Genomic DNA, 16150 nt, shown 5'->3' on the forward strand with positions numbered 1-16150 from the left:
GAAGATGATTACAATTTTATTGTTCGCAAATTTACGTGAGGAAGTCGGATCGAATCGACTAGTAATTTTAGAAAAGCAAGAAATGACAGTTCAGCAATTAAAAGAATGGCTCAAAGCAAGCTATTGCTTACAATCGTTTGATAGAGTGATGGTGGCTGTTAATGAAGAGTTTGTAACGGATGAAGAGATGATAAAAGCTGGAGATATAGTCGCATTAATCCCGCCCGTTAGTGGGGGATAATAAGCTTTTTCGCCAAGAAGATGTTGTATATAAATTCGAATACGAGAAGGGATGAGTTCTATGATTACTCAAGAACAAATAATGAACGCATTAAAACATGTAGAGGATCCGGAGTTACACAAAAGTATTGTAGAATTAAATATGGTTAGAAATATACAAATGAATGGAACAGAGGTTAAACTTGAAGTAGTGCTAACGATTCAAGGTTGTCCATTAAAGGCAAAAATTCAACAAGATGTGGAAGAGTCTCTTCAGGCAATTGGTGCATCTAAAGTAGATTTGACATTTGGTTCTATGACACAAGAAGAACGAGCTGCGCTAACAGAGAAATTAAAGAAAAATAGTAGAACAGAAACTGGTATGCCGAGCATGCTTCACCGTGATTCAGGGGTACGATTTATTACTGTAACGAGCGGTAAAGGTGGAGTTGGAAAATCAACGGTGACAATTAACCTTGCAACTGCTTTAGCTCGTATGGGCAAAAAAGTGGGGATATTAGATGCAGATATATATGGTTTTAGCATTCCAGCTATGATGGAAACGAATCAAAAACCGACGATGATTGATCAAACAGCAATTCCGGTTGTTAGTCACGGTGTTAAAATTATGTCGATGGGATTTTTTACGGAAGGAAATAACCCAGTTATGTGGCGCGGACCGATGTTAAATAAATGGATTCAAAATTTCCTCGCGAATACGCACTGGGGAGAATTAGATTATTTACTTCTTGATTTACCACCTGGCACAGGAGATGTAGCTATTGATGTTGCAGCAATGATCCCGCAGGCGCAAGAAATTATCGTTACAACACCACACAATGTAGCTTCATTCGTAGCATCTAGAGTAGGTGTTATGGCAAAACATACGAAACACGAGATTTTAGGGATTGTAGAAAATATGGCTTATTATGAAGAACAAGATGGATCGAAAAATTATCTCTTCGGAAAAGGTGGCGGCGAAATGCTTGCAGAACAATTGCAAACAGAAGTGATTGCACAAATACCTTTTGCAAAACGAGAAGAAAATAACGGTTCATCTGTATATGATGAAGAGTCTCTTGTAGGAGAAGTGTTTACATCGTTAGCGGAGGATATTATTTATAGAGGATAGAGGGGGAAGTTTAGTATGGCGTGTAATATCGATCATTCTATGGAAGATGTAATGAATAAGCTTGAAAGTCAAAAGAGTTTTTTGCCTAAAGAGATTTTTACAGGATTGAAGGGATTTTTGCAAGGTAATCATTCACAGGAAATATTAAATGATATCTTTCATCTTTTAAAAAAGTATGACTTAGTTAGTAAAGAAGAACGAGAGATGAGAAATATTCAATTATTGCTGATTATAAAATAAATACGCTTTGGCTTTTGTTTTTTTGCAGAAGGGGTGAATGTAATGGATATGAAAAAGATGATTGAAACGATAGAAGCAACTAAAGTGACTGACGAAGAATTATCGATTTCTACTTTACATCAAAAGCTTGTGAAGTTGTATAGTCAAAAAGATAGTGCGGAGTATACGGAGATATTAAAATATATTTTATCATTATCCGTGCAGCTGAAGCTGAATCTCGTATTGAAATATTTTGGTGTGCGTCCGGTTGTTGCTGCAGATGAACGTATGCAATTTCAAGAGATATTTAAATGTTTAGCTAAGAAAGATGATAATGGGGAATGGTTTCTAAATTTCGTTTCTTTATATGTAGGACTAATTGTAGTTCTTCATTTTGATGAAAAAGAGATTGAGAGAAGTTTTTTCGATGATATGGTAGTGGATGAAGGGAATGCAATATAAGATTCTGCTTATAACATCTTTCTATTTAATTGCTTTAACTGCGATTTTAGTTCATTATTTAAATATAAAGGTAACTAATTAATAAAAAGTGTTCTTCAGTTGTTTCCATCGTTTTTTCATGTTACCATTAAGCGAATTTTTCATAGGGAGAGAAAGCGATGAAATGGATTTATTTTATTATTATTAACGTTATAGCTTTTAGCCTTATGGGGCTTGATAAACGAAAAGCGAAGAAGAAACAGTGGAGAACGCCAGAAAGTACGTTGTTTTTATCAGCGGCAGCTGGAGGCGCAGTTGGTGCTTGGATCGGTATGTATATGTTTCACCATAAAACACATAAAAAGAAATTTGTTTTCGGTATACCATTACTTGTCGTTATAACAGTATGTTTACTTTTTGTTGTATGAGAAATGTCGAAAGAATTGCAGATTGATTATTGGTAAAGTGAGCATGCGGGACCGTATAATGGAGAAAAATGAGAAGAGGAGAAAAGGGAAGATGGGGAGTCAATCAGCACAGCAAAAAAAAGGGATTATATATGCAGCTGGTGCTTATACGATGTGGGGAATCCTACCAATCTATTGGAAATGGGTTGAGGAAGTTCCAGCAGATGAAATATTAGCACACCGCATCGTTTGGGCGTTTGTTTTTATGTTACTTGTATTAGGTGTTACGAAGAGGTTTCGTCAGTTTATTGGGGAGTTCGTGAACCTTTTTAAACGACCTAAATTATTAATGTCATTAACAATAGCTTCAGTCTTGATTAGCGGAAACTGGTTTGTCTACATATGGGCCGTTAATCATAATCATGTTATTGAAGCAAGTCTTGGATATTATATTAATCCGCTTATTAGTATTTTACTTGGTACAGTCGTTTTAAAGGAAAAGTTAAACTTTTGGCAATATGTTGCAGTTGGTTTAGCTGGAATAGGGGTTATCATTTTAACAGTCCGTTTCGGATCTATTCCGTGGGTTTCTTTATCACTTGCCTTTTCGTTTGGATTATACGGATTAACGAAAAAATTGTTAAACTATGATGCGACAATTGGTCTTACGATGGAAACAATGTTAGTGACGCCGTTTGCAATTATTTATCTCGTTATGACAGGAGCGCATGGATTCGGTTCATTTGGATCTATTTCCATGTCATCGACGTTACTATTAATAGGAGCAGGCATTGTTACAGCTTTACCACTTTTTTATTTTGCAAAAGGAGCACAACTTATTCCCCTTTATATGGTAGGATTTTTACAATATATTGCACCAACGATTAGTTTGATTTTAGGTGTATTCGTATTTGGTGAACATTTCACATCTACTCATATGATGGCATTTTTCTGTATATGGGTTGCATTATTTGTGTTTTCAATAGCGAAAACAAAGTTTTTAGTGCAGAAGCAACCGAAATTTATAAAAAATAAATCAGCAAAAGTATCATAATGCGTAGTATTTTCTACGCATTTTTCTTTATACTGATACTATATAGATTTCCATTATAGTCAGTAGGGAGCTGAGAACGTGGAAACAATTTTACATAATGATCCGCTTATGGCCGCTGTAATTTCATGGTTTCTAGCACAATTAACGAAAGTAGTCTTTAAATTATTCAAAACGGGTGAATTTGATTTTGCAAAGTTTTTCGCTTCAGGTGGGATGCCGAGTTCTCATGCTTCAACTGTTACAGCACTTGCGACAGGTGTTGGCGTTGTGGAAGGTGTGGAAAGTACCTTATTTGCTATTGCTGCTATCTTTGCAATAATTGTTATGTATGATGCTTCAGGAGTAAGACTTGCGGTTAGTAAACAAGCGAAAATATTGAATGAGTTCTTTCACGGTAGACAAACAGAATATAAGAAGTTAAATGAACTTGTCGGGCATACACCGTATGAAGTAGTAGTCGGTGCTTTAGTAGGGATTATTGTCGGAGTGGGATATTGCTTATGAGCAGAACATTTTATATGTTCTGTTTTTCTTTGTTTTCATACATATTTAGCTACCTTTTTGAATATCGTTATACGGATTTCGAAAGGGTGGGTGAGTAACTTGTTATTATATGAAAAAGTGCATGAAGAAATAGCGAGAAGAACAACTGCACTTCAAACGATGCAACGGCAAGATGGTACGTGGCAGTTTTGTTTTGAAGGAGCACCATTAACAGATTGCCATATGATTTTTTTATTAAAATTATTAGGTAGAGATAAAGAGATAGAACCGTTTGTAAAAAGATTAGCATCACTTCAAACAAATGAAGGAACATGGAAATTGTATGAAGATGAAGTGGGTGGCAATTTATCTGCTACAATTCAATCTTATGCGGCCTTACTAGCTTCAAAAAAATATACAAAAGAAGATGCGAATATGAGGCGAGCCGAAATGTTTATTAAGGAACGTGGAGGCGTGGCGCGTGCTCATTTTATGACGAAGTTTTTATTAGCAATTCATGGAGAATATGAATACCCTTCGCTCTTTCATTTGCCAACACCGATTATGTTTCTGCAAAATGATTCACCCCTCAGTATATTTGAATTGAGTAGCTCAGCACGTATCCATTTAATTCCGATGATGGTTTGTTTAAATAAAAGATTTCGAGTAGGAAAAAAGTTACTGCCAAATTTAAATCATATCGCAGGCGGGGGCGGGGAATGGTTTCGGGAGGAGCGGTCTCCGTTGTTTCAAACGTTATTAAGTGATGTAAAACAAATCATATCGTATCCACTTTCTTTACACCATAAAGGATATGAGGAAGTCGAACGTTTTATGAAAGAGCGTATTGATGAAAATGGAACGTTATATAGTTACGCAACTGCCTCATTTTATATGATTTATGCTTTACTCGCGTTAGGACATTCTCTTCAATCATCAATGATTCAAAAAGCTATAGCAGGGATAACATCTTATATATGGAAGATGGAAAGAGGGAATCATTTGCAAAACTCTCCTTCAACTGTATGGGATACGGCTTTACTCAGCTATACGTTACAAGAGGCCCACGCTTCGAAAGATAATAAGATGATTCAACATGCAGCAGCGTATGTATTAAAAAAACAGCATACAAAAAAAGCTGATTGGAGCGTACATGCTCCGGCGCTGACTCCAGGCGGTTGGGGTTTTTCAGATGTGAATACGACAATTCCAGATGTCGATGATACAACAGCCGTGCTAAGAGCGTTGGCAAGAAGTAGAGGGAACGAAAATGTAGATAATGCCTGGAAGAAAGGGGTCAATTGGGTTAAAGGATTACAAAATAATGATGGTGGTTGGGGAGCGTTTGAAAAAGGTGTGACGAGTAATTTATTAGCAAATTTACCAATCGAAAATGCAAGCGATATGATTACAGATCCCTCTACACCAGATATTACAGGAAGAGTGTTAGAGCTTTTCGGGACATACGCGCAAAATGAATTGCCTGAGAAACAAAAACAAAGTGCGATAAATTGGTTAATGAATGTGCAAGAGGAAAATGGATCATGGTATGGGAAATGGGGGATTTGTTATATATATGGTACGTGGGCTGTTATGACGGGTTTACGGTCACTCGGAATTCCATCTAGCAATCCATCAATGAAAAGAGCAGCTTTATGGTTAGAACATATACAGCATGAAGATGGTGGGTGGGGGGAATCGTGCCAAAGTAGCGTGGAAAAAAGGTTCGTTACTTTACCATTTAGTACACCATCCCAAACAGCATGGGCGTTAGATGCTCTCATTTCTTACCATGATGAAGAAACACCAGCTATTCGAAAAGGTATTTCATATTTGCTTGCGAATCCTTATGTGAATGAAAAATATCCTACCGGAACAGGTTTGCCAGGTGGGTTTTATATTCGTTATCATAGCTATGCCTATATATATCCGCTACTTACTTTGGCACATTATATAAAAAAATATAGAAAATAAACCGAGAGGATATCTCTCGGTTTATTTTGTTGGGTAGTAGGTCCCTGTTGAAAAGAATAAGGTTGTGCGTTCTTTATTTTTCTGTTGACTGGCGTTTTTGACGTGCATCAGCGGCATTTGCACGTGCGTTTGCTTCTAAGTCATTGTGGTCAGCGAGTTCACGAGAGAACTCAACATCAATGCCATCAGCAGCTTTGTTTTGCTTGAAATTTTTTTTGTTCATTCGACACAATCTCCTTGTGTTTTATGCGACGTTGCAAAGTTAGTTTGACACAAATAGACTTTTTTATACAAAGAGGAATTGGGAAGCAAAGAGCCGAAATATACAGTATAAGTAATAGAAATGGGGGATAGGGATGGAGTTTTTAAATGGGAAAACAGCTGTAGTAACAGGAGCTGCACAGGGAATTGGAAAAGAGATTGCAAGGGTTTATGCAAAACTAGGGGCTAAAGTATTAATTAGCGATGTAAATGAAGAGAAGCTACAAAAAACGACACGTGAATTATCAGATGAAGGATATGAAGTGAAGCAGTATCGTTGTGATGTGAGTAATCAAAATGATGCGAAGTCCTTAATTGAATACGCTGTCCAAACATTTGGTACACTGCACATTTTAGTAAATAATGCAGGAATAACGCGAGATGCTATGTTACATAAAATGGAGAAACCAGAATGGGAACAAGTACTGCAAGTAAATTTAACAGGTGTTTTTTATTGTATGCAGCCAGCGCTTCTTTACATGAGACAACAAGGGTATGGACGCATTATTAATATATCTTCAATTAGTAGAGAAGGAAACATAGGTCAAGCGAATTATGCTGCTACAAAGGCAGGAGTTGTAGGTTTAACGAAAACAGCGGCGAAAGAAGTTGGAAGCTTCGGCATTACGTGCAATGCGATTTGTCCAGGGTTTATGGATACAGATATGACAAAAACGATACCAGATAAAGTGAAAGAAAAGATGGTTGGCGCGATTCCAGTTGGTAGAATTGGAACGCCAGAAGATATTGCGAACGCAGCTGCCTTTTTAGCGTCAGAATACGCATCCTATATTACAGGAGAAGTATTGAATGTGAGCGGAGGACTACAAGTTTAAAGGAATACATAATGAAAAGAACCTGACCGGATAGGCCAGGTTCTTTTTTCGTTAATTTAAGTTGAGCCAAACGCTCTTCACTTCTGTATAGTTATTTAATGCGTAAGATCCCATTTCACGGCCAAGACCAGATTGTTTAAAACCTCCGAATGGAGATGCTGCATCAAAGACGTTATAACAGTTTACCCATACAGTACCAGCACGTACTTTACTTGCAACATAGTGTGCTGTTTTAACATTTTCTGTCCACACACCAGCCGCTAAGCCGAACTGTGATTTATTTGCACGTTCAATTACTTCATCAATATCGTTAAAAGGTATTGCAGAAATAACTGGACCGAAAATTTCTTCTTTTGCGATCGTCATTTCGTCATTTACGTCGGCGAATACTGTAGGAGAAACGAAGTAGCCTTGATCGAATGGATTGCTTCCTCCGCAAAGTACTTCAGCGCCTTCTTCAATCCCTTTTTCAATGTAGCCCATTACACGTTTTTGTTGTTCTTCGGAAACGAGAGGACCGATTGTTGTTTCAGGGTTAAGACCGACACCTTGATTTAGTTTTTTAGAATAGAGGACGAGATCAGCCATGACATTATCATACATTTTCTTCGGAACAAATAAGCGTGATCCAGCAGAGCATACTTGTCCTTGGTTAAACATAACACCAGAAAGTGCACCAGGAATCGCGCGAGATAAATCAGCATCTGGCAAGATGATATTTGGTGATTTACCGCCTAACTCAAGTGTAACGCGTTTTAATGATTCAGATGCTTGTCGCATAATTTGTTTACCGACTGGAGTAGAACCAGTAAATGCAATTTTATCAACGAGTGGATGATTAACGAGAGCTTGTCCAGCTGATTCACCGAATCCAGGAACGATATTAATAACACCTTTCGGGAATCCAGCTTCTTCAATTAATTCAGCTAAGTATAGAGCAGATAGTGGAGTTTGCTCTGCAGGTTTTAAAACGATTGTACATCCTGTAGCAAGCGCTGCTCCCATTTTCCACATTGCCATAAGAAGTGGGAAGTTCCAAGGAATAATTTGACCGACGACACCAACAGCCTCATGGCGTGTATAGTTAAAGTAATTACCAGAAACAGGGATTGTTTGACCAACGATTTTCGTAGCCCAGCCAGCATAATAGCGCATATGTTCAATTGCAAGTGGTATGTCTGCTGCCATTGTTTCACGGATTGGCTTTCCGTTATCTAATGTTTCGAGCTGTGCAAGCTCTTCTTTATGTTCTTCCATTAAATCAGCTAACTTGTACATAAGACGGCTTCGCTCAGCAGTGCTCATGCGAGACCAAGGACCTTCGTCGAAAGCCATGCGAGCTGCAACGACAGCTTTATGAATATCTTCTCGACCAGCCTCAGAAACGACGGCAAGTGTTTCGCCGGTTGCTGGGTTAGGTGTTTTAAATGTTTTTCCGGAAGCGCTCTCAATGAAGGATCCATTCACATATAACTTTTTTGTACCTTGAAGAAACTTTTCTACCTTTTCATGAAGATTTACAGCTAGTTGACTCATTGTATAACCCCCTTGAAAATATAATGTAAACGCAGTACGAGACGGCGTTTATTCCGAAATCAAGGATGTGGGAACTAGATGGAAAGCCTCTAATTTTAATCATAATTAACAAATACTGAAAATTCAAATTTCATTTGTGTTACAATTGTAAAAAATATGTAATGTAAGAGAAACTTCTATATGATTATAAAAAATCCTGCTTGTTTTTGCTTTCTAGTAGGAAAAACTAGAAGAACAATGGTACAATAATACATCGTGAGAGGAGGGAGAAAATGAAGAATTATCATGATGATCCACGCTTTCGAATTGCCCATAGAGAAGCGTTAATTGGTCTTGGACTTGCTATTATCAATTTTATAATATGGTACGGATTTGCTTATGGGCTTGGTAGTGAAAATCCAAGTGAATATACATATGTATTCGGTTTTCCAGCATGGTTTTTTTATAGCTGTATCGTTGGATTTATCGTTATGGTTATTTTACTTAGTTTAGTTGTTCGTTTTGTATTTCAAGATATTTCACTCGATGAGGAAGAAAAAAGTGAGGAATAATAGATGAATTGGTATGTAATCATTCCAATGATAATTTCGTTTATCGTTGTATTTTTAATTGGTGTATATGCTTCAAGACGCGTACAAGCGACTGCTCATAATAAATTTTTACAAGAATATTTTCTTGGTGGGCGTGAACTTGGCGGTTTATTATTAGCGATGACAATGATTGCTACGTATGGTAGTGCTAGTAGCTTTATTGGTGGTCCAGGTATTGCGTACAATATGGGCCTCGGATGGGTATTATTATCTGCGATTCAAGTTGTAACAGGGTATATAGTTTTAACGGTTATCGGTAAAAAGTTTGCAATTATCGCTAGGAAGATGGAAGCCATTACTCTTATCGATTATTTAAAGGGAAGATACAATAATAAAGCAGTTGTTATACTTTCTGCGTTATGTATTATTATCTTCTTATTTTCAGCAACAGTAGCTCAATGGGTCGGCGGTGGCCGATTAATTGAATCACTAACGGGTCTATCTTATACAACAGCACTATTTTTATTTACTTTTTCTGTACTTGTGTACGTATTAATTGGTGGATTTCGTGCAGTTGCTTTATCAGATACGTTATTAGGAATTATTATGTTAGTTGGAACGACAATCATTTTAATTGCTACTGTCATTGCTGGTGGTGGAATTGAAAAGATTATGCAGGAACTTATTCAAATCAATCCGAATTTAATTACACCATTCGGAGCGGATGGTAGTTTAACGAAATCATATGTGACATCATTTTGGATTTTAATTGGAATTGGTGTTGTTGGTTTACCGCAAATTAGCGTGCGTGCCATGTCTTATAAAAATTCAAAAGCTATGCATCAAGCATTAATAATTGGAACGGTTGTTGTAGGTACAATTATGATTGGTATGCATTTAACAGGTGTATTTGCACGAGTCGTACTTCCGGGTATAACGGTACCAGATAAAGTAATGCCGCTACTCGCGATGGAAGTGTTGCCACCTTGGTTAGCCGGAGTTTTTTTAGCCGCGCCAATGGCAGCAATTATGTCTACAGTAAACTCGTTATTGTTACTTGTAAGTTCATCAATTATTAAAGATATATACGTAAATTACATAAATAAAGATGCAGCAGACAGTACGATCAGAAAAGGAAGTTTGTGGATTACTGGTATCGTAGGGCTACTCGTTTATGCAGCAGCAATTAAACCACCAGATTTTTTAATATGGTTAAATTTATTTTCTTTCGGTGGGTTAGAAGCAGCATTCATTTGGCCAATCGTATTAGGGTTATATTGGAGAAAAGGAAATGCAACAGGAGCGCTTGCCTCTATTTTAGTTGGGGTAGGGTCATATATGTGTATTCATCTTTTCTATCCAAATCCGTTCGGTATACATACAGTTGTCTTCCCAATTTGTTTTGCGTTTATAGCTTATATCATTGGAAGTATGGGTGCTGTGAAGAAAAACAGTATAGGTTAGAGGAAGAACGTAGTCCTTATAGAGGACTACGTTTTTTTGTGTGAATTTATTCTTTTTTATTCTGTATATGTAAGGTTATTCATAAATTAATAACAATTGAGGGGATGGAGTTGAGGTCGATGAAAAAAGTATTATTTTTGGGAGACCCAGGAATTGATGACTCTTTAGCCATCATGTACGGAATTATGCATCCTGATATTGATATTGTTGGTGTTGTAACCGGATATGGAAATGTAACACAAGAAAAGGCGACAAGTAATGCAGCATATTTGCTACAAATGGCAGGGCGGGAAGATATACCTGTTATTAATGGTGCGAAAATTCCTTTATCCGGAGATGTTACAACGTATTATCCAGAAATTCATGGGGCAGACGGTTTAGGACCAATTAAACCTCCAAAAGCTTTTTCGCCAAATATAAAACCTTTTTGTGCTTTTTTTGATATTCTTGAAAAGTATAAAGGAGAATTAATCATTGTTGATGCTGGTAGGTCAACGACACTAGCGACAGCATTTATTTTAGAAAAGCCGATGATGAAGTATGTGAAAGAATATTATATAATGGGTGGTGCTTTTTTAATGCCCGGCAATGTGACACCAGTCGCAGAGGCGAATTTCCATGGTGATCCGATTGCGTCCCAATTAGTTATGCAAAATGCCAAGAATGTGACATTAGTGCCACTTAACGTTACATCTGAAGCAATTATTACGCCAGAAATGGTGAAATATATTACGAAACACTCTAAAACGAGTTTTAATAAATTAATTGAACCGATATTTACGTATTATTATAAAGCGTATAAAAAGTTAAATCCGAAAATAACAGGTAGCCCAGTACATGACGTTGTTACAATGATGGTTGCGGCGAATCCGTCTATTTTGGATTATGTGTACCGTCGTGTTGATGTGGATACAGTAGGGATTGCAAAGGGAGAAAGTATTGCGGATTTCCGTCCACAACCTGATGCAAAATCCTTAAAGAATTGGGTGCGAATTGGTTGGTCATTACATTATAAAAAATTTCTCGAAGACTTCGTGAAAATTATGACGTAGACATAATAGGAGAATACAAGTTAAAATAATGGAGATGATTACTAAAATAATCATCTCCATTATTTTGTTTGAAAGAGATAGATAGAGAAGAGTTATACAATAGGAGAGGAATTTTACTTGAAAAAAACTATAGTATGCGCAGTGATTGTGGGTATTTTCGTTTTGCTAATATCGGGTAATTTTTTAGTGAAAAAAGTGTGGAGTTCAAATAATGATGATGCACAGTATATCGCATCCTTTATTGAAGAACATAAAGATGAAAAAAATAGTGCGCTTCTCGTGAAGAGAAATGATAAAGTTGTTTATTCTGTAAATCCAAATGTTGTATTGCCAGTTGCTAGTACGATGAAGTTAATTGTGGCGCTTGAATATACGAAACAAGTTACGGAAGGGAAAATTGATCCGTCTAGTTTCGTTTCCATTAATGATATAAATCGTTATTATGTGCCGAATACAGATGGCGGTGCACAAGATAGATGGCAAAGGTATTTGCAAAAGACAGACAAGATAACAGAAGGGGCAGTTTCTTTAGAAGAAGTGGCAAAAGGAATGGTTAAGTTTAGTTCGAATGCGAATGCTGAATATTTGATGGAAGTGTTAGGATTAGATAATATTAATCGTAATTTACAAAGTTTATCGCTTCCAGCACATCAGCCGCTATTTCCGATTGTTTCATCTTTATACATCCCTGGATATTTGCATAAAGAACTACATGTTCCGAAATATAAAATAGAGAAAAAGTTAAAAGAAATGTCTCAAGAGCAATATCGTGAATATGCGATGATTATTCATGAACGCTTAAAAAAGAAGGGGCCATTATTACAGAAGGAAATACCTCTTTATTTAGAGGAACGTTACGATAAAATTTGGTCAGATCGATTACCAGCAGCTTCTGCAAACGATTATATGGTACTGCTTCAAAAGGCAAATCATAAAGGTGGACTGACAGAAGCCGAAGAAAAAGTGTGGGCGAATATCGTTGAAACAGATATGAGTGCTAAGAAATATCGTAAAACATTTAGACATGCAGGGCAAAAAAATGGCTATACGCCATGGACTGTTACAAAAGCAGTTTATGCGATGGATAAACGCGGGAACTGTACAGAAATAGTGTTCTTAGCAAATGATTTAAATGAAGACGACAGTGCAGAAATACGGAAACATTTAGCAAACTTACATTTTCAAGTGTTGCAAAGTGATAAGTATGATGCGACTTTTATTAAGTAACTCGGTGCAGAGAGCACCGAGTTTATTTTTATGTACAAGCACTTTTTTCCTATCTCTGGGTATGATGGGTAATAATACTTAGGTGAGAGGGGAAAAGGTGATGAAACAAAGTAAAGAAGATTTTATAAAGAGTGAAGGCGCTGATTTCCCTGGAAAAACATATGTGGATTGCGTATTACAACATGTATTTCATTTTCAGCGAAATTACTTATTGAAAGATATGTTTCAAGTGCATAAAGCGCATATTGTGATGCTAACAGAAGAAAGTCTAATGAAAAAGGAAGAAGCTAAAGTTATATTAAACGCTCTTAAAAAGGTAGAGGGAATTCCAAAAGATCAATTGCTATATACAAAGCAGCATGAAGATCTCTTTTTTCTAGTTGAACATTTAATTTCTCAAGAAGCGAAATGCGATTTTGTAAGTAATATGCATATTGGTAGAAGTAGAAATGATATGGGGGTAACGATGTATCGTATGAGTTTAAGGCGATATGTACTACGATTAATGGAGCATCATTTGTTATTGCAAGAAAGTATACTACAACTTGCTGCTGATCATAAGGAAACGATTATGCCAGCTTATACACATACACAACCAGCGCAGCCCACAACATTTGGTCATTATACGTTAGCGATTTATGATACGATGCAGAGAGATTTAGAACGAATGAAACGAACGTACAAACTTTTAAATCAGTCTCCAATGGGAGCCGCCGCTCTTTCTACAACAAGTTTCCCAATTAAACGAGAGCGAGTTGCCGATTTACTTGGGTTTACAAATGTAATTGAGAACTCATATGATGCTGTTGCTGGAGCGGATTATTTATTAGAAGTTAGCTCGTTACTTATGGTAATTATGACGAATACGAGTAGATGGATTCATGACTTTTTACTATTAGCGACGAAAGAATATGATGGTATTACTGTTGCAAAGCCATATGTACAAATAAGTAGTATTATGCCGCAAAAGCGAAATCCAGTTTCCATTGAACACGCCCGTGCGATTACGAGTAGTGCTTTAGGAGAAGCATTTACAGTATTTCAAATGATTCATAATACACCATTTGGTGATATTGTCGATACGGAAGATGATTTGCAGCCGTATTTATATAAAGGAATTGAAAAGACCATTCGTGTTTTTTGTATTATGAATGCAGTTATTCGAACAATGAAAGTAGAAGAAGAAACGTTAAAAAGTCGTTCTTATAAACATGCAATTACGATAACTGATTTCGCAGATGTTTTAACAAAAAACTATAGCATTCCATTTCGGCATGCGCATCATGCAGCGAGTGTTATTGCGAATATGTCATTGGAGCAGAAAAAGGAGCTACATGAATTACATTTCAAAGATGTAAATATATACTTACAAGAAAAATTTAAAGTACATTTGTTAGAAAAAGAGTGGGAAGAAATTGTATCGCCAGAAGCTTTTATTCAAAAAAGGAATGTATACGGTGGACCGAGTAAAAAAGAAATGGAGCGTATGATTAAAAATCGAAAAGAGTCATTTCAAAAAGAAGAAGAGGTATTTGAAAAAGAAAAACAGAGAATTTTACAAGCTGAAACTGATTTGAATATGTTAACTTCGAATTATATTGAATCGTAAAAGAAGGATTTAATGAATTAATCGCCAATACTTAATTAAAATATAGATGGAGAGAAGAGATTGTCGATGATTCAATTACACGTATATAAAGAGATTCTTCATTTTAAAGAAGATGTTACACCATTTTTAGAAAAGAATGAGCAGGAAAATAATTTAATGTTAGGTATATTACAAGTAGCTCAAGAACCGACGTTTATGGGCGTAGCGAAACGAGGAGAAGAAATTGCAATTGTATTTCTTCAAACAGAAGAGAAGATACAAATGATTGTTGCAACTTCTGAAATTCCGGAAGTAGATATAGTGAAACTTGCAAAAGAGTTATCGAAAGTATATCCAGACATTCCTGGATTGATCGGTAATAAGGAAACTGTACAGAGATTAGCGGAAGAGATTGCCGTGTTAGAAAATAAGAAAACGAATGTTGTAATGGAACAGGGTGTGTATGCATTACAACAAGTTAAGAAGAAGTGGACCGAGGATGGGGCTTTTCGAGAAATAGGTAGTGATGAGCTACCATTAATAGAACAGTGGATTTATCAATTTTGCGAAGATGTAAGGCTTCCTACTACGAAAGAAGAAGCGAAACAAACCGCTCATACATTAATTACGAACCGTCGGCTATTTGGTTTAGATGTAGATGGGAAGCTTGTTTCTGTAGCTGCAAAAACGAGACCGACTACAAACAATATAACAGTTAATTTCGTATATACACCGAAAGAAGCGCGGAAAAAAGGGTACGCATCTAGTTGTGTCGCTGCACTTAGTCAACGTATGTTAGATGAAGGATATAAGACGACTACGTTATATACTGATCTAGCGAACCCTACGTCTAATAAAATTTATCAAGAAATTGGTTATGAACAAATTGCGGAGTCTGTGCTCATATTTTTAGAGAAGTAGAATAAAAAGGCGTGCTATTTTAGCACGCCTTTTTATTATTCATCAATTCTAATAAACTCGCCTTGCGGGAAGTTCTCAGTTTCTAGTAAGCTACGAATAGCTTTTGCCACATATTCAGGTGATAATAGCTTTCCTTCTTCTTTTAGTGTGATGAATCGTTCTAAATTAGTGAAGTCTTCTTTATTTGTTTCACGAATTTGTGCTTGCATATTTGTATCCACAACACCAGGTGCAAAAGCGACGATTTTTACTGGATATTCTTTTTCCTCTTCTTCAGTCGCTACGCATTGTGTAAACATATTTACACCAGCTTTCGTTGTACAATAAGCGCCCCATCCAAAGTAAGGATTTTTTCCTGCACCAGATGAAATGTTAATAACACGTTTATCTACTTTCCAGCCTTTCGTATGTTTCATGAATGTAGATGTAAGAATCATAGGGGCAAGTAAATTAATGTGAACGTTCGTAATGAATTGTTCGCTTTCTGCTTTTTCAATCGGCTTCATAGGTGCAACTGTACCCGCATTATTAATTAAATGAATAGAAGATACATTGTCTTCTTTAATGGATGAAATGATTTCGTTAAAGTTAATTTCTAAATGATGTACATCTTGAAGATCTAAGGAATGGAAAATGCAATTGCTGTTATATTGCTCTGCAAGTTTAGTAAGCTCTTTATTTTCTCTTCTAGAAATAGAGATGATGGTTGTGTTTTCCTCTAATAATTGCGCGGCGATTGCCTCACCTAAACCTTGTGAAGTTCCTGTTACGATAACATAGCGCATAGTTTTATAAACTCCTTTCGT

General features: G+C 36.5%; 18 protein-coding genes. 15 read left to right on the forward strand and 3 right to left on the reverse strand.

Going from position 1 to position 16150, the window contains the following annotated elements:
• Positions 1-4 precede the first annotated feature (4 nt).
• The 8 genes from moaD (at position 5) to QEP67_RS09715 (ending at position 5929) form a co-directional block, all read left to right on the forward strand.
• Entirely contained in the window at positions 5-241 is a 237-nt protein-coding gene (gene moaD / locus QEP67_RS09680) for a molybdopterin converting factor subunit 1 (protein WP_000628506.1), read from the forward strand.
• Between the two features lie 60 nt (positions 242-301).
• Positions 302-1351: a P-loop NTPase gene (locus tag QEP67_RS09685; RefSeq protein WP_000632628.1), complete on the forward strand. Its 1050-nt coding sequence runs from the start codon at positions 302-304 to the stop codon at positions 1349-1351.
• Between the two features lie 15 nt (positions 1352-1366).
• Positions 1367-1591, forward strand: coding sequence for a hypothetical protein (locus QEP67_RS09690; RefSeq protein ID WP_000752392.1), 225 nt, complete (start codon positions 1367-1369; stop codon positions 1589-1591).
• Positions 1592-1633: 42 nt separating this feature from the next.
• Entirely contained in the window at positions 1634-2032 is a 399-nt protein-coding gene (locus tag QEP67_RS09695; RefSeq protein ID WP_000367290.1) for a hypothetical protein, read from the forward strand.
• Positions 2033-2190: 158 nt separating this feature from the next.
• Positions 2191-2439 (forward strand): DUF1294 domain-containing protein, encoded by a 249-nt coding sequence (locus QEP67_RS09700; RefSeq protein ID WP_000871327.1) that lies wholly within the window; start codon positions 2191-2193, stop codon positions 2437-2439.
• A 91-nt stretch (positions 2440-2530) separates the two neighbouring features.
• Positions 2531-3472 carry an EamA family transporter RarD gene (gene rarD / locus QEP67_RS09705; protein WP_000535553.1) on the forward strand — a complete coding sequence of 314 codons (942 nt, stop codon included), beginning with the start codon at positions 2531-2533 and terminating at the stop codon, positions 3470-3472.
• Between the two features lie 78 nt (positions 3473-3550).
• The gene (locus tag QEP67_RS09710; RefSeq protein ID WP_000447816.1) at positions 3551-3976 is read left to right on the forward strand and encodes a divergent PAP2 family protein; all 426 of its coding nucleotides are present in this window, start codon (positions 3551-3553) and stop codon (positions 3974-3976) included.
• Between the two features lie 99 nt (positions 3977-4075).
• A complete protein-coding gene (locus tag QEP67_RS09715) occupies positions 4076-5929 on the forward strand; it encodes a prenyltransferase/squalene oxidase repeat-containing protein (RefSeq protein ID WP_000928141.1) in 1854 nt (617 codons plus the stop codon).
• A 73-nt stretch (positions 5930-6002) separates the two neighbouring features.
• Here the strand turns inward: QEP67_RS09715 and QEP67_RS09720 are convergent, their stop codons facing one another.
• Entirely contained in the window at positions 6003-6152 is a 150-nt protein-coding gene (locus QEP67_RS09720; RefSeq protein WP_001035806.1) for a YfhD family protein, read from the reverse strand.
• 133 nt (positions 6153-6285) lie between these two features.
• Here QEP67_RS09720 and fabG point away from each other — a divergent pair, with 133 nt between their 5' ends.
• Entirely contained in the window at positions 6286-7026 is a 741-nt protein-coding gene (fabG, locus tag QEP67_RS09725; protein ID WP_000395032.1) for a 3-oxoacyl-ACP reductase FabG, read from the forward strand.
• Between the two features lie 51 nt (positions 7027-7077).
• Here the strand turns inward: fabG and dhaS are convergent, their stop codons facing one another.
• The gene (gene dhaS / locus QEP67_RS09730) at positions 7078-8562 is read right to left on the reverse strand and encodes an aldehyde dehydrogenase DhaS (RefSeq protein WP_000080285.1); all 1485 of its coding nucleotides are present in this window, start codon (positions 8560-8562) and stop codon (positions 7078-7080) included.
• Between the two features lie 272 nt (positions 8563-8834).
• On the opposite strand from dhaS, the gene QEP67_RS09735 reads away from it, so the two are divergent.
• From QEP67_RS09735 to QEP67_RS09760, 6 genes are all read left to right on the forward strand, one after another.
• Positions 8835-9113: a YhdT family protein gene (locus QEP67_RS09735; RefSeq protein WP_000800717.1), complete on the forward strand. Its 279-nt coding sequence runs from the start codon at positions 8835-8837 to the stop codon at positions 9111-9113.
• 3 nt (positions 9114-9116) lie between these two features.
• Positions 9117-10556, forward strand: a complete 1440-nt coding sequence (panF, locus tag QEP67_RS09740; protein WP_001104813.1) for a sodium/pantothenate symporter — start codon at positions 9117-9119, stop codon at positions 10554-10556.
• 119 nt (positions 10557-10675) lie between these two features.
• Positions 10676-11608 carry a nucleoside hydrolase gene (locus QEP67_RS09745; RefSeq protein ID WP_000756435.1) on the forward strand — a complete coding sequence of 311 codons (933 nt, stop codon included), beginning with the start codon at positions 10676-10678 and terminating at the stop codon, positions 11606-11608.
• A 117-nt stretch (positions 11609-11725) separates the two neighbouring features.
• Complete coding sequence (locus tag QEP67_RS09750; RefSeq protein WP_000751363.1) at positions 11726-12835, forward strand: serine hydrolase; 1110 nt, start codon at positions 11726-11728, stop codon at positions 12833-12835.
• 82 nt (positions 12836-12917) lie between these two features.
• Positions 12918-14444: an argininosuccinate lyase gene (gene argH / locus QEP67_RS09755; protein ID WP_096001605.1), complete on the forward strand. Its 1527-nt coding sequence runs from the start codon at positions 12918-12920 to the stop codon at positions 14442-14444.
• Positions 14445-14504: 60 nt separating this feature from the next.
• Entirely contained in the window at positions 14505-15344 is an 840-nt protein-coding gene (locus QEP67_RS09760; RefSeq protein ID WP_002107915.1) for a GNAT family N-acetyltransferase, read from the forward strand.
• Between the two features lie 35 nt (positions 15345-15379).
• Here QEP67_RS09760 and QEP67_RS09765 read toward each other — a convergent pair whose 3' ends face one another.
• Positions 15380-16129: a (S)-benzoin forming benzil reductase gene (locus tag QEP67_RS09765; protein ID WP_001271086.1), complete on the reverse strand. Its 750-nt coding sequence runs from the start codon at positions 16127-16129 to the stop codon at positions 15380-15382.
• Positions 16130-16150: the final 21 nt, after the last annotated feature.

This window comes from Bacillus cereus group sp. MS39, from assembly GCF_040448665.1.
In the GTDB taxonomy this organism is placed as follows: Bacteria; Bacillota; Bacilli; order Bacillales; family Bacillaceae_G; genus Bacillus_A; species Bacillus_A wiedmannii.

Bases quoted from the DNA above. Each gene is read 5' to 3' on its own strand.
- dhaS (WP_000080285.1), bottom strand. From the start codon at position 8,562: ATGAGTCAACTAGCTGTAAATCTTCATGAAAAGGTAGAAAAGTTTCTT.
- QEP67_RS09745 (WP_000756435.1), top strand. From the start codon at position 10,676: ATGAAAAAAGTATTATTTTTGGGAGACCCAGGAATTGATGACTCTTTA.
- QEP67_RS09690 (WP_000752392.1), top strand. From the start codon at position 1,367: ATGGCGTGTAATATCGATCATTCTATGGAAGATGTAATGAATAAGCTT.
- QEP67_RS09765 (WP_001271086.1), bottom strand. From the start codon at position 16,129: ATGCGCTATGTTATCGTAACAGGAACTTCACAAGGTTTAGGTGAGGCA.
- QEP67_RS09735 (WP_000800717.1), top strand. From the start codon at position 8,835: ATGAAGAATTATCATGATGATCCACGCTTTCGAATTGCCCATAGAGAA.
- panF (WP_001104813.1), top strand. From the start codon at position 9,117: ATGAATTGGTATGTAATCATTCCAATGATAATTTCGTTTATCGTTGTA.
- QEP67_RS09720 (WP_001035806.1), bottom strand. From the start codon at position 6,152: ATGAACAAAAAAAATTTCAAGCAAAACAAAGCTGCTGATGGCATTGAT.
- moaD (WP_000628506.1), top strand. From the start codon at position 5: ATGATTACAATTTTATTGTTCGCAAATTTACGTGAGGAAGTCGGATCG.
- QEP67_RS09700 (WP_000871327.1), top strand. From the start codon at position 2,191: ATGAAATGGATTTATTTTATTATTATTAACGTTATAGCTTTTAGCCTT.
- QEP67_RS09695 (WP_000367290.1), top strand. From the start codon at position 1,634: ATGGATATGAAAAAGATGATTGAAACGATAGAAGCAACTAAAGTGACT.
- fabG (WP_000395032.1), top strand. From the start codon at position 6,286: ATGGAGTTTTTAAATGGGAAAACAGCTGTAGTAACAGGAGCTGCACAG.
- rarD (WP_000535553.1), top strand. From the start codon at position 2,531: ATGGGGAGTCAATCAGCACAGCAAAAAAAAGGGATTATATATGCAGCT.
- QEP67_RS09685 (WP_000632628.1), top strand. From the start codon at position 302: ATGATTACTCAAGAACAAATAATGAACGCATTAAAACATGTAGAGGAT.